At 65.6% G+C, this 13,091-nt stretch carries 12 protein-coding genes and 1 other RNA gene; 5 read left to right on the top strand and 8 right to left on the bottom strand.

The window, feature by feature from the left end; all coding sequences use genetic code 11:
• Nucleotides 1–120: a transfer-messenger RNA gene (ssrA, locus tag AC1DR7_RS18820) on the top strand; the annotation flags it as partial.
• A gap of 64 nt (nucleotides 121–184) precedes the next feature.
• Here the strand turns inward: ssrA and AC1DR7_RS18815 are convergent.
• On the bottom strand, nucleotides 185–1,396 hold the full coding sequence (locus tag AC1DR7_RS18815) for a cytochrome P450 (RefSeq protein WP_478052643.1): 1,212 nt from the start codon (nucleotides 1,394–1,396) through the stop codon (nucleotides 185–187).
• Between the two features lie 337 nt (nucleotides 1,397–1,733).
• Here AC1DR7_RS18815 and AC1DR7_RS18810 point away from each other — a divergent pair, with 337 nt between their 5' ends.
• The gene (locus AC1DR7_RS18810; protein ID WP_478051265.1) at nucleotides 1,734–2,657 is read left to right on the top strand and encodes a metallophosphoesterase; all 924 of its coding nucleotides are present in this window, start codon (nucleotides 1,734–1,736) and stop codon (nucleotides 2,655–2,657) included.
• 15 nt (nucleotides 2,658–2,672) lie between these two features.
• Here the strand turns inward: AC1DR7_RS18810 and AC1DR7_RS18805 are convergent, their stop codons facing one another.
• Nucleotides 2,673–2,984, bottom strand: a complete 312-nt coding sequence (locus AC1DR7_RS18805; protein WP_478051264.1) for a hypothetical protein — start codon at nucleotides 2,982–2,984, stop codon at nucleotides 2,673–2,675.
• 170 nt (nucleotides 2,985–3,154) lie between these two features.
• Between AC1DR7_RS18805 and AC1DR7_RS18800 the strand changes: the two genes are divergently transcribed.
• Complete coding sequence (locus tag AC1DR7_RS18800) at nucleotides 3,155–3,565, top strand: g-type lysozyme inhibitor (protein ID WP_457319690.1); 411 nt, start codon at nucleotides 3,155–3,157, stop codon at nucleotides 3,563–3,565.
• 55 nt (nucleotides 3,566–3,620) lie between these two features.
• Nucleotides 3,621–4,289 (top strand): hypothetical protein, encoded by a 669-nt coding sequence (locus AC1DR7_RS18795; RefSeq protein WP_457319688.1) that lies wholly within the window; start codon nucleotides 3,621–3,623, stop codon nucleotides 4,287–4,289.
• Nucleotides 4,290–4,291: 2 nt separating this feature from the next.
• On the opposite strand, the gene AC1DR7_RS18790 is transcribed toward AC1DR7_RS18795, so the two are convergent.
• Nucleotides 4,292–4,840 carry a GNAT family N-acetyltransferase gene (locus tag AC1DR7_RS18790; protein WP_457319686.1) on the bottom strand — a complete coding sequence of 183 codons (549 nt, stop codon included), beginning with the start codon at nucleotides 4,838–4,840 and terminating at the stop codon, nucleotides 4,292–4,294.
• A gap of 197 nt (nucleotides 4,841–5,037) precedes the next feature.
• Between AC1DR7_RS18790 and AC1DR7_RS18785 the strand changes: the two genes are divergently transcribed.
• Nucleotides 5,038–5,898: an endonuclease/exonuclease/phosphatase family protein gene (locus AC1DR7_RS18785; protein ID WP_457319684.1), complete on the top strand. Its 861-nt coding sequence runs from the start codon at nucleotides 5,038–5,040 to the stop codon at nucleotides 5,896–5,898.
• Nucleotides 5,899–5,922: 24 nt separating this feature from the next.
• On the opposite strand, the gene AC1DR7_RS18780 is transcribed toward AC1DR7_RS18785, so the two are convergent.
• From AC1DR7_RS18780 to AC1DR7_RS18760, 5 genes are all read right to left on the bottom strand, one after another.
• On the bottom strand, nucleotides 5,923–7,179 hold the full coding sequence (locus AC1DR7_RS18780) for a PQQ-dependent sugar dehydrogenase (protein ID WP_457319682.1): 1,257 nt from the start codon (nucleotides 7,177–7,179) through the stop codon (nucleotides 5,923–5,925).
• Between the two features lie 99 nt (nucleotides 7,180–7,278).
• A complete protein-coding gene (locus AC1DR7_RS18775; protein ID WP_256774033.1) occupies nucleotides 7,279–7,545 on the bottom strand; it encodes a hypothetical protein in 267 nt (88 codons plus the stop codon).
• Between the two features lie 155 nt (nucleotides 7,546–7,700).
• A complete protein-coding gene (locus tag AC1DR7_RS18770; RefSeq protein WP_256774034.1) occupies nucleotides 7,701–9,131 on the bottom strand; it encodes an efflux transporter outer membrane subunit in 1,431 nt (476 codons plus the stop codon).
• The gene (locus tag AC1DR7_RS18765; RefSeq protein WP_457319047.1) at nucleotides 9,125–9,862 is read right to left on the bottom strand and encodes an SDR family oxidoreductase; all 738 of its coding nucleotides are present in this window, start codon (nucleotides 9,860–9,862) and stop codon (nucleotides 9,125–9,127) included. Before AC1DR7_RS18765 ends, AC1DR7_RS18770 begins: the two co-directional genes overlap by 7 nt.
• A 25-nt stretch (nucleotides 9,863–9,887) precedes the next feature.
• Nucleotides 9,888–13,058 carry an efflux RND transporter permease subunit gene (locus AC1DR7_RS18760; protein WP_478076615.1) on the bottom strand — a complete coding sequence of 1,057 codons (3,171 nt, stop codon included), beginning with the start codon at nucleotides 13,056–13,058 and terminating at the stop codon, nucleotides 9,888–9,890.
• Nucleotides 13,059–13,091: the final 33 nt, after the last annotated feature.

Raw genomic sequence — 13,091 nt, 5'->3', positions numbered from 1 at the left:
GTCCTGGGGTGCGCTTTGCACACCGTGCTGCCACAGGATGAGATCCAACGGTGAGCTAAGCATGTAGTACCGGGGATGGAGTGCCTTCGGACGGCGGTTCAATTCCGCCCACCTCCACCATACGACCGGCCCTTCGGGGCCGGAAAGAAGCCGGAAGTTCCTGGTGACAGGACTTCCGGCTTTTTTATTGCCTTGAAAACGTGCCGTGCAGCGCAGCCGGGATGGCAAATCCGTCCATCCGCACCTCGGGCCGATAGCGGGCGGAGGGCGTGAACCGATACTCGCGCGCCAGCAACGCGCACAGCAGGATCAATTGCGCATTGCCCACCGCCGAGCCCACGCACGAGCGCGACGGGAAGCCGTACGGCACGTAGATGCCGGCAGTGCGCCGACGACGCTCCGGCAACCAGCGGTCCGGATCGAAGACCTGCGGATGGTCCCAGTACTTTTCAGAGCGATGTTGGATGTAGGAGCTGAGTTCGTACACGCTACCCTCGGGTATCGCGTGCCCGTCCGCCTCCAGGTCGCACACCGCGACGCGGCGGTTATTGAACGGCGTCGAATACAGCCGCATCACTTCTTTCAGGAAGCGCATCGTGCACGGAATGCGTGCCATCGGCAGTGCGTGGATCTGCGCGTCCGACAGCGGCTCGAATTCCGCCTCGATCTTCTCGCGCCACTCCGGGTGCATCTGCATGGCCAGTAGAAGGCACGCCGCCATCATGCCCGGTACGCCGGAAATGGCGATCAACTGCACGGTGACCAGATAGGTGACTTTATCCAACCCGATACGGTCGCGCAGTCCAAGCAGCGGCTGCGCATAATCAAGATGAGAATGGCCATCGCGCAGCCGGCGCTGGAGTTCTGCGTGTATCGCGCGCGACTCACAGCGGCCGATGAAGAAGTTGCGCAGCAGATCGCGCGTGTGGATCACCTGCTCCACCTGCGTGGTGAAGCGCAACTGCATCGCACGCTGCACGGCGGCCTGTTCCTTGCCGCTGAGTCCGTTGATGACCAGTGGAATCAGCGGGAAGGACATCGTGTTCCAGATGGCCGGCATCGCATCGGCCTCGATACCGCAGACCGCGTCGAGTGCGATGCGCATCCTGCCCTGCAGGGCGCAGAGCGTGTCCGGGCCCGTCAATTCGGCGCTGCAGGCGGCTATGAGGCTACGCACTTCGGACCAGCGCACGCGCTGATGGCGGCGAAACAGATCGGACAGCGATTCGACGACGAACAACTGCTCGGCGTTTTCCTTGTCGACCCGGCCGGCGAGCTCGGGGCAAAACACGCCGACGCCGCCGGTGTCCAGTTTCAACACCGGACCTTCGCGTTCAACGCGGGCGGCCAGGCGCTCGGCGGCCACGCCGCCTTGCTGTTGCGACATCCCTTCCATGCATGTCTCCGGCAAGAAGGGACTCGAAGACGAGTCCCTTCGTCTTGCTACCGTTCAAACCCGTAAAATCAACGGGGAATCAAAACTCGATCCAGATCGGCCAGGTATTCCACACACTACTTTTCTCGTTCGGATGAATATTGAGGCTGACGCGCAATGCTCGGGCGAATCGTTTCATTTTCGATCCTTTGATTGCTGTGTGGTTTGCCAGGATTATCCTGACCAGCGCTTGATAACACAGGTAAATGGCAGTGTCCATTCGCGCGACTGGAATGTGCATGCATCACATTTTAACCACTGCCCCCAGCGAACCGGCACTGACCGCTAGAATGGAGAAATGGCACACGACATCATTGGCGATATTCACGGTCAGGCGGGGAAGCTCAAAGCGTTGCTCAAACAGCTGGGTTACCGCGAGCGCATGGGCGCCTGGCGGCATCCGGCACGTACGGCGCGGTTCGTGGGCGACCTGATTGATCGCGGCCCTGGGCAGCTGGAAACGCTGGAGATCGTCCGGCGCATGGTCGATGCGGGCAGCGCCGAGGCGATCATGGGCAATCATGAGTTCAATGGCATTGCCTATGCAACGCGGGACCCCGCGCAGCCGGGCCACTACCTGCGGGCACGCGGCCAGAGCAACCATGACCAGCATCGCGCCTTCCTCAACGAGGTGACGCTGGACAGTGCACTACACCGGGAATGGATCCAGTGGTTCATGACCCTGCCGCTGTGGATCGAAACCGACCAGTTGCGCCTGGTGCACGCCTGCTGGCACCCGCCCTCGATGGCGGTCATTGCCGATCAGCTCGGGGTGGGTAACACGCTCACGCCGGAACTGCTGGTGGCGGCATCACGCAAAGACAGCGCGGCGTTCGTGGCGGTGGAAGCGATCTGCAAGGGCCTGGAGATCGAGCTGCCCGCCCCGATCACCTTCACGGACAAGCAGGGCATTGTCCGACAGCGGACGCGGGTGCGCTGGTGGGATGACACGGCCTCGACCTACCGCACTGCGGCGCTGATCGGCCGCGATGCGGGTCAATTGCCGGAGACACCGATTCCAGACAGCGCCATCGCGCGCTACGACCAGGCCAAACCGGTCTTCTTCGGGCATTACTGGTTCAGCGGAAACCCGGGCGTCATCTCCGCCAAGGCGTGCTGCGTGGACTACAGCGCAGCACTGGAAAGCGAGCCGCTGGTGGCCTACCGCTTCGACGGCGAGGATGCGCTGTCGAACGACAAGCTGGTGGCCGTTCGGGCGTAGCCGCCCGCCCCACCCTCACGGCAACGTGAACTTCCGCGCCATCCGCAGCGGCCACACCGAGGTGAACTGGGCACCGCCAACCAGGCGGTAGGCCGCCGAAACGCTGTGCAGGACACCCAACCGCTCCAGCACGTCCTTGGTGCGCCGGAAGGTCGGGCGCGGATCGGCCGTGAACATGAACAGGTTGATTTCCTTGGCACTGACGTCATAGCCGTCCAGCGTCGCCGCCTTGCCCAGCGCGGTGGTCAGCTCGGCCTCCAGCGTGGCCAGGAACGCCTCGTCGTCCAGCGACTTTCGCCAGAACTTGATCACAAGCTGATAATCCATCGGCGCCGGCCTGTCGTTCTATAAGGGAACCGCCAAGGTTACCCCTCCTTGGCGCGTCATGCGCCGTCGAGTCGGGGCGGCGCCCAATCTGCCGGCCCCATCGACAAGCCCTTGATGCCCTGGCGATCATGCTCGGCCGGACGCCCAAGCCCGGGCCCGCGAGAACTGCGATGAAACCCTTCCGCTTGCTGCTGTTGTCTTCCCTGCTCGCACTGACCCCGGCCCTGGCCACCGCGGCCGACAAGGTCACCACCACACCGGTGCACTTCACCAAGGGCGCCAGCAGCGCCACGCTGCGTGGCACGCTTTCCGGCTATGACACAGTCCGCTACACCGTGTCGGCACGCGCCGGCCAGACCATGACAGTGACGGTGGGCGGCAGCGCCAATGCCAGCTTCAATGTGTTCGCCCCTGGCGTGGTCCCCGGCCAGGGTGAGGCGCTGGGCAGCAACGATGAGAAGCGGCGCTGGTCCGGCACCCTGCCCGCCTCGGGCACCTACGTGGTGCAGGTCTACCAGATGCGGGCGCAGGCGCGCCGTGGCGAGAAGGCACCGCATACGCTGACCGTCGCCATCCGCTGACCGCAGTGCCGGGCCCGCCCGGCGCTGTCGGCGCCTTCATCGCAGGGACCTTGGGATGGACTTCCTCAAACTGCTTCGATCGCTGGAAGAGTTTCTCTACGAGCTCTGCACCTGGTTCCTGTTTTTCCCGCGCACGCTGTACCGGGTGATCGTGCATCCACGGCGGATGGCGCAGTACGTCACTACCGAGCTGACCCAGAAGCTGGACAAGCAGTTCGACGATGCGATCAGTCCGCCGATGTTCCTCATGCTGGCGGTGCTGGTGGCGCACGGGGTGGAGTTGCTGATGCACCAGCAGATCGTCGGCACCGGGCAGTTGTCGCGCACGGTGTTCGGCAACGAGGAAAGTCTGTTGCTGTACCGCTCGATCACCTTCGCGGTGTGGCCGCTGATCGCTACCGTGCACATGCTCCGACGCAGCAAGCTGCCGATGACCCGCGAGACGCTGCGCCGCCCATTCTTCGTGCAGTGTTACCTGACCGCGCCGTTCGCGGTCGCGCTGTCTACCAGCATGGTGTTCGTCCGGCTGCCAGGCCAGCTGTCGACCCACATCGGCGTGGCCGTGTCCCTGCTGTCCCTGCTCTGGTACGCGGTGGTGCAGGCTGGCTGGCTCAAGGTGGCCTTGGAACGCTCCTGGCTCAATACCGTGTTGTCCACGCTGTGGGTGCTGCTTTTGGGCATCGCGATCAACAGCCTGATCGGCTGGGTGTTGCTGACCAGTTGAAACTAGCTGGCCGGGTCGCCACGCAGACGCGCATACATATCGAAGTCGCGCGAGGTACCGCCGACACGACGGAAGCCGCGCAATCGTCCTTCATGCTGAAACGCGCACCGGTGCAGCACGCGCGCCGAGGCATGATTGGTATCCAGCACCACGGCCTGGATGCGTTGCCAGCCGAAATGGGCAAACGCCCACGGCACGACCTGCCGGCACACGGCCGTGGCGATGCCCCGGTGCCAGGCCGCCGGTGAAAGCTCGTAGGCGATTTCGGCGCTGCCGTGATGGGGATTGATGCTGTGGAAGCCGAGGGTTCCAACAAGCGCATCGCCGCGATCGACAATGGCCAGGCGCAGCTGAGGCGCGGCAGCCTCCGGCTCCAGTGCGGCGAAGATTGCCGTCAGGTCGTCGACCGATGACAGCGCCCAGCTGGTCTGGCCGATAACCTCGGGTAAGCGCAGATAGTCGTACCACGCCTGCGCGTCGCCGCGCCGGAGCCAACGCAGCGTCACGTCAGGGTGGCCGGAAGACGGCGGTGGAAGGGACTGGGGATTCACCTGAAACTCCGCGAGGGGCAGTGCTGTTCCGATTCAACCCGGATTGGCGGCCGCGCTCAAGCAGGCGCGTCACAATCACCGCATCCGCCACGGTGTTCGCGCTGCGTTGCAGCAGGTGTCACCCGTTGCGRCACAGTCGGTGTCGAGGAAAGCATGGCAAGCTGGGGCCTTCCCTGTCAGGCCGTCCAGGAGGCCCCATGCACGCACGTTTCCACCGCCCCGCTTTGTTGGTATTGATGGCGATGTCGCTCGCCACCGCTTCGGCGCATGCGGCCGACGCGTTGCGGGTGATGTCCTTCAACGTGCGCACGCCGGTGGATACCGAGGCCGGCCGGCGCTGGGAAGACCGTCGCGATGCGATGGTGACGCTGCTGCGCGAGCAGCACCCGGCCGTGTTTGGCACCCAGGAGCTGGTGGAAAAACAGGCCGATTACCTGGTGCAGCACCTGCCCGGCTACCGCTGGTTCGGCGAAGGCCGCCGCGGCGGCCATGCCGATGAGCACATGGGCGTGTTCTACGACACCGCGCAGCTCAAGCTGCTGGAATCCGGCAATTTCTGGCTCTCCGACACGCCCGATGTGGTCGCCAGCATCACCTGGGGCAACCTGATGCCGCGCATGGTCACCTGGGGGCTGTTCCAGCGCCAGACCGATGGCCAGCGCTTCTACCTGCTCAATACCCACCTGCCCTACCGCGAGGAAGATGAGCCGCGCCGCGTGCTGGGTGCCAAGCTGATCATTGAACGGGTGGCCGCGCTGCCCAAGGACATCCCGGTGGTGGTCACCGGCGATTTCAACAGCGAGCCGGGCAGCACCACCTACCAGACGTTCACCGCCGCGCTCGGTGATGCGCGCAGGCTTGCCGGCAAGGTCGATGGCCCGCGCCTGACCTTCCATGATTTCACCGGCAAGCCGACCGTGGAACTGGACTGGATCCTGGTGCGCGGCTTCACCGTGGATCGCTTCAGCACGCTGGATGAAAAGCCCGGCGGCGTGCTGCCGTCGGACCACTACCCGGTGCAGGCCGAACTGGTGTTCCCCACCTCACCCAGGCACTGAGCCCGGGCGCGACGGGCCACCGCCTCAGCGCGCGGCGGTGGCCTTGGGCGCGTGGCTGACTCGCCAGACCGTGTTGCCGGCATCGTCGCTGACCAGCACGCTGCCGTCCTTGAGCACCAGGCTGGCCACCGGGCGGCCATAGACCTCCGACGTGCTGCCGTCGACCACGAAGCCGCTGAGGAAATCCTCGGCCTGGCCACTGGGTTTGTCGCCCTTGAAGGGAACAAACAGCACCTTGTAGCCCGATAGCACGGCACGATTCCACGACCCGTGCAGGCCCACCAGCGCGCCCCCCTGGTACCGGGCCGGGAACGCCGTGCCGTCATAGAAAGTGATGTCCATCGCCGCCACATGTGGGCCCACCGCGAAATCGGGGACGCGGGTTTTCTCGACCAGTTCCGGCGCCTTGCCGGCCAGGCGCGGGTCTTCGTTGGCGCCGTAATACGCGTAGGGCCAACCGTAGAAACCGTCCTGGTGCACCTCGGTGATGTAGTCCGGTACCAGGTTGTCGCCGAGCTCGTCGCGCTCGTTGACCGCCGTCCACATGCGGCCATTCTTGAAGGCGATGCCGTTGGGATTGCGCAGGCCGGCGGCGAAGACGGTTTCGCCGCTGCCGTCGAGGCGGATGCGCAGGATGTTGGCGCGGCGCTTCTCGTTCTCCAGACCGTACTCGCCGTTGTTGCTGGCCGAGCCGACGGTCACATACAGGTACTGGCCGTCCGGGCTGGCGACGATATTGCGCGTCCAGTGATTGTTGTAGCCACCGGCAGGCAGCGACAGGATCTTGCGGCCCTTGGCGGTGATCTTCGTCTGCCCGTTTTCGTACGGATAGACCCACACGCCATCGGTGTTGGCCACGTATAGCTGGTTACCGCGCTGGAGCATGCCGAATGGCTGGTTGAGACCGGCCAGGAAGGTGCTGCGCAGCTCCGGCACGCCGTCGCCATCGGCGTCGCGCAGCAGGGTGATGCGATTGGCGCTTTTCTTGCCGGTCTTCGCCTCGGAGACCAGCACATCACCGTTGTCGAGCAGCACCATCCAGCGCGGGTTGTCGAAGTCGCGCGAGTAGGCGCTGACCTGGAACCCGGCGGGCGCTTTCGGGGTGCGACCTTGTGGCCAGCCGATCACCTTGGAATTGAGCTGGGCAGACCGGGTGGCATACGGTTTGGGCAACTGCCTGGCGATCTGCTCACCGGGGCCGACCAGCGGATCGGCGGCGCTTGCGGTGGCAGCGGCGGCCAGTGCCAGCAGGCACGCAGCGGCGAGCGATGTCGGGCGCATCGGCAATTCTCGTCGTCGGGCAAGGGGACAGGAAGCGTCGCGCAGCCTGCGTGACTGTTGCGTCACGCCGCATCGCCCCCCGGACGATGACAGGCGAACTCAATGCCGGCGTTGTGGGTGATCCTCACCGAGCATTCGACACAAGGCCAGATGCTGGTCGCGGGCCTGGCAGATGCGTGCGCCGACGGCGATGAACAGCCCGACCACGACCACGCCGATGTCCAGCAAGGTGTCCGGAAGCCGGGCAAAACCCAGGGCCACCACCAGCGCCGCCAGAATCAGCAACACCAGCGCGCTGGGCGACAGGGCCGCCTGAGCGCTCCGAGTGGCGGTCGAGGCTGTCCGCCACTGGTCACGGTCGATCATGAGGTGTTCCCCTGGAAAAGGGGAGTTTTGTATCACCCGGGTTGGTGCGGACGTCAGTGGCAAAGACGCCAACGGCCGCTTCACTGATCATGCATGGCGGCAAATTCTGACGCAGATCACACGGGAGGGCGGTCTGGCCGCCCTCGCGCATCGGCTCAACGCAGCGTGCCAGCCACGGCCGGCGGTGCGGCCTCCTGCTGCTGGCCCCAGCCGCCCAGGGCCTTGTACACCCCCACCACACTCACATTGACGGTGGACTCGGCCGCGGCCAGTGCGTCGTCGGCCGCCAGCTGCGTGCGCTGGGCGTCCAACAGGGTCAGGAAGTCTTCCGAGCCCTCGCGGTAGCGGATCTGCGCCAGCTGCTCGGCACGCCGGGCGGCCTGGGCCTGCTCGGCGACGATGCCCAACCGCGCCTGTTGCTTGGCATAGCGGGTCAACGCATTCTCGGTGTCTTCCAGCGCCAGCAACACCGCCTTTTCGTACTCGGCGGCAACGCCGTCGGCCTGCGCCTTGCTCGCCCGCAGGCGTGCCTTGACGGTGCCGAAGTCGAACGCGGCCCAGCTGATCGACGGGGTCATCGACCAGGCCTTGTTGCTGCCGTTGACCAACCCACTGGCATCGCCGGACAGGAAACCGACGAAGCCGGTGAGGCTGATCCGCGGGAACAGGTCGGCCGTGGCCACGCCAACGCGTGCGGTAGCCGCCGCCAGGCGACGCTCGGCACTGCGCACGTCGGCGCGCTGGCGCAGCAGATCGGTGGTGTCACCGAGCGGCAGCTGCTTGGCATAGGCCGGCACTTCACGCGGCTGCAGCAGTGCGTCCAATGCATCCGGACGCTGCCCCAGCAGCACGGCAAGGCGATGCCGCGACTGCACTTCGGACACTTCCAGCAGCGGGATGTCCGCTTCGATGGCCTTCAATCGCGCGCGGCTGCTTTGCACGTCCAGCTCGCTGCCTGCACCGAGTTCCCAGCGCGCTTCGGTCAGCCGCTGGGTATCACGGAGGTTGACCAGGGTGCGCTTGGCGACCGCGATGCGCTTCTGGGTACCCCGCAGTTCGAAGTAGTTGCGTGCCACTTCGGCGGCCACGGTGACCTGGGCATCGGCAAGGTTGTCCTGCTCGGCACCCAGGTCGGCGCGCGCCGCTTCGGACGCGCGGCGCTGGCGACCGAACAGGTCCAGTTCCCAGCCGGCGTCGAAGCCAAGCTGGTAGGTTTCGCTGAATACCCGCTCGCCGCCGACGGTGGCGTCGGGCTGCTTGCGGCGGTCGTAGCTACCGTCGGCGGTGACGTGCGGCAGCTGGTCCAGACGCTGCTCGACGAACACCGCGCGCGCTTCACGCACGCGGGCCATCGAAATGCGCAGGTCCAGGTTGTCGCCGAGTGCGTCATGCACCAGCTGTTCCAGTACCGGGTCGTCGAACTGCGCCCACCAGCTGGCGACCGGCGAGGCGTTGGTGAACACCGGCGCGGCGGCGCCCTGCAGGGTCACCGGCTGTGCCGGTGGCGCCTGGTAGTTGGGGCCGACGCTGACGCAGCCGGCCAGCAGCGCGCTGGTCACGGCCACGGTCAACAGGCGGATCACCATGGCAGCACCTCGCCGAGGTAGGTGAAGCTGCCGTTCGGGCCGTCGGCGCCGATCAGCGCCATGCCCACGCTCGAGCGTGCGCCTTCGCTGACGTCGATCTCGCCCTCGCCACCGTTCATGTCGGTTTTGACGTAGCCCGGATGCACGGTGTTGACCTTGGTGGTGCTCTCGCGCAGCTCATAGGCCAGCTGCACCGTCCAGGCATTCACCGCGCTCTTGGAGGCGTTGTAGGCCGGCACGGCGAAGCCGTAGATCGACGAGCCCGGCTGGCTGTGCAGGGTCAGCGAGCCGAGGATGCTGGACACGTTGACGATGCGGCCGGCCGGCGAGGCGTTGAGCAGCGGCAGCAACGCCTGGGTGACGGCAATCACCGCGAACACGTTGGTGTCGAAGGTGGCGCGCCAGGTATCCAGGGTCTGTGCCGACGGCGCCAGCTTGGGGTCGTCGAGCAGGACGCCGGCGTTGTTGACCAGGATGTCCAGGCGCCCGTGGCGTTCGGTGACGGTCTGCACGGCGGCGGCAATGCTGGCGGCATCGCCGACGTCGAGCTGGATCGCTTCCACCGGCAGGCCTTCGGCCTGCAGCTTCAGCGCCTCGGCCACGGCGACGTCGCGCTTGCGCCCGGCCAGCAGCGTATGCACGCCGGCCTGGGCCAGCTGGCGGACGGTTTCCAGGCCGATGCCGCGGGTGGCACCGGTGACCAGGGCGATCTTTTGGGTAGCGGTATTCATGTGAAAAACCTCGCGGGGGACGGAATCAATGGTGGATGGTCGGTTCGCCGTGGGTGACCAGCTGCCCGCCGCCATTACGGCTGACGAACTTGCGCAGGGCCACGTAGAACACAGGGGTCAGGAACAGGCCGAACAGGGTCACGCCCAGCATGCCGGCGAACACGGTGATGCCGGTCACCGAGCGGACTTCCGCACCGGCGCCATGGGACAGCACCAGCGGCACGGTGCCGGCGATGAAGGCGATGGAGGTCATCACGATCGGACGCAGACGCAGGCGGCAGGCTTCCAGCGCGGCTTCCACGATCCCCTTGCCACCCATTTCCAGCTCGCGGGCGAACTCGACGATCAGGATCGCGTTCTTGCACGCCAGGCCCATCAGCACCACCAGGCCGACCTGCACGAACACGTTGTTGTCGCCACCGGTCAACCACACGCCGAACAACGCCGACAGCAGGGTCATCGGTACGATCAGGATCACCGCCAGCGGCAGGGACCAGCTTTCATACAGCGCGGCCAGCACCAGGAACGCCAGCAGGATCGCCACCGGGAACACGATGAAGGCAGCCTTGCCCTGGGTGGCCTGCTGGTAGCTCAGGTCGGTCCATTCGGTGGTCATGCCCACCGGCAGCACCTTGGCGGCAATGGCGGTCAGGTTGTTCATCGCTTCGGCCGAGGAGAGCATGCGCGGGTCGGCTTCGCCGGCCAGATCGGCCGCCGGGTAACCGTTGAAGCGCAGCACCGGGTCCGGGCCGAAGGTCTCCTTGACGGTCACCATCGAGCCGATCGGCACCATCTCGCCGCGATCATTGCGGGTACGCAGCTTGCCGATGTCCTCCACGTTGTTGCGGAACTGGCCGTCGGCCTGGGCGATCACCTGCCAGGTACGTCCGAACTGGTTGAAGTCGTTGACGTAGGACGAGCCGAGGTAGGTCTGCAGGGTGTCGAACAGCTCGGTCAGCTGCACGCCCTGGGCCTTGGCCTTGACCCGGTCCACTTCCGCATCCAGCTGCGGCACGTTGGCCTGGTAGCTGGTGATCGGGAAGGCCATGCCCGGGGTCTGCGCCACCGCACCCTGCATCGCCTGGACGGCATTCTGCAGCGCGCCGTACCCCAGGTTGCCACGGTCTTCGATGAACATCTGGTAGCCGTTGCCGTTGCCCAACCCGAGGATCGGCGGCGGCATCATCGCAAACGCGAAGCCTTCCTGCAGGCCGGCGATCTTCTGGTTGATCTCGGCGTTGATCTGCGCAGCAGTGCGGCCATGGCGCTCGTTGAACGGCTTGAGCGGAATGAATGCCACACCGGTGTTGGGCGTGTTGGTGAACTGCAGCGCGTTCAACCCCGGGAACGAGATCGTGTGGGCCACGCCCTCGGTTTCCTGGGCGATCTTGGCGACCTTGCGCAGCATTTCATCGGTACGCGCGATCGACGAGCCTTCCGGCAGCTTCACGCCGGCGATCAGGTACAGCTTGTCCTGGGTCGGGATGAAGCCCGGCGGCACCACCTTGAAGATGAAACCGGTGGCCACCAGCAGCACCGCATAGACCAGGAACACCGCACCACGACGGCCGAGGATCTTCGACACGCCGCGCTCGTACTTCTCCGAGCTGGACTTGAAGAAGCGGTTGAACGGACGGAACACCCAGCCGAACAGACGGTCGATCAGGCGGCTCGGGCCATCCTTCGGCGCGCCATGCGGCTTGAGCAGGCGCGCGGCCAGGGCCGGCGACAGGGTCAGCGAGTTGATCGCCGAGATCACCGTGGAGATGGCGATGGTGACGGCGAACTGCTTGTAGAACTGACCGGTGACGCCGGACAGGAATGCCATCGGCACGAATACCGCACACAGCACCAGCGCGATGGCGACGATCGGGCCGGACACTTCGCGCATCGCCTGGTGGGCGGCGGCCAACGGAGTGAGACCTTCCTCGATGTTGCGCTCGACGTTTTCCACCACCACGATCGCGTCATCGACCACGATGCCGATCGCCAGCACCAGGCCGAACAGGCTCAGCGTGTTGATCGAGAAGCCCAGCAGGTACAGCGCGGCGAACGTACCCACGATGGACACCGGCACGGCGATCAACGGAATGATCGAGGCGCGCCAGGTCTGCAGGAACAGGATCACCACCAGCACGACCAGCGCGATGGCTTCAAGCAGGGTGGAGACCACGGCCTTGATCGAGTCGCGCACGAAGATGGTGGTGTCATACACCGCCTCGTACTTGACGTCGTCCGGCATGGTCTTCTGCATTTCGTCCATGCTGGCCATCACCGCATCACGGATATCCAGCGCATTGGCGCCGGGGGCCTGGAAGATGCCGATGCCGACCGCGTTCTTGCCGTCCAGCTGCGAGCGCAGGGTGTAGTCGCCGGCACCCAGTTCCACGCGTGCCACATCGGACAGGCGCACCACTTCACCGTCGGTACCGCTCTTGAGCACGATGTCGCCGAACTCTTTTTCGCTGCGCAGGCGGCCCTGGGCGTTGATCAGGGTCAGGAACTGGCTGTTGGGCATCGGCTCGGCACCGAGCTGGCCGGCGGAGACCTGCACGTTCTGCTCGCGCATGGCGCCAACCACATCGCTGGCGGTCAGGCCGCGCGCGGCAACCTTGTCCGGGTCCAGCCAGGCGCGCATGGCGTAGTCGCCACCACCGAAGATCTGCGCATCGCCCACGCCCTGGATGCGCGCGAGCGCGTCCTTGACGTGCAGGCGTGCGTAGTTGCGCAGGTACAGGGTGTCGTACTTGCCCTTGGGCGAGGTCAGGTGCACCACCATCAGGAAGGTCGGCGACTGCTTCTGGGTGGTGACACCCTGTCGACGCACGTCCTCGGGCAGGCGGGCCTGCGCCTGGGCGACGCGGTTCTGCACCTTCACCGCCGCATCGTCCGGGTCGGTGCCCGGGCGGAAGGTGATGGTCATCTGCAGCACGCCATCGGAGCCGGCCACCGACTTGAGGTACATCATGCCCTCGACGCCGTTGATGGCCTCCTCCAGCGGGGTGGCCACGGTTTCGGCGATCACCTTGGGGTTGGCGCCAKGATACACGGTGCGCACCACCACCGACGGCGGCACCACGTCCGGGTACTCACCGATGGGCAGCATCGGAATGGAGATCAGGCCGGCGGCGAAGATCACGATCGACAACACCGCCGCGAAAATCGGCCTGTCGATGAAGAAACGGGAAAAGTCCATGGGTGGATTCCTGGGGTTTCACCAGCGCCGGCG

The sequence above is a fragment of the Stenotrophomonas sp. P5_A9 genome, from assembly GCF_056400525.1.
Note: the sequence above shows the minus strand (reverse complement) of the source record. Positions and strands in the feature narration are given on the sequence as shown.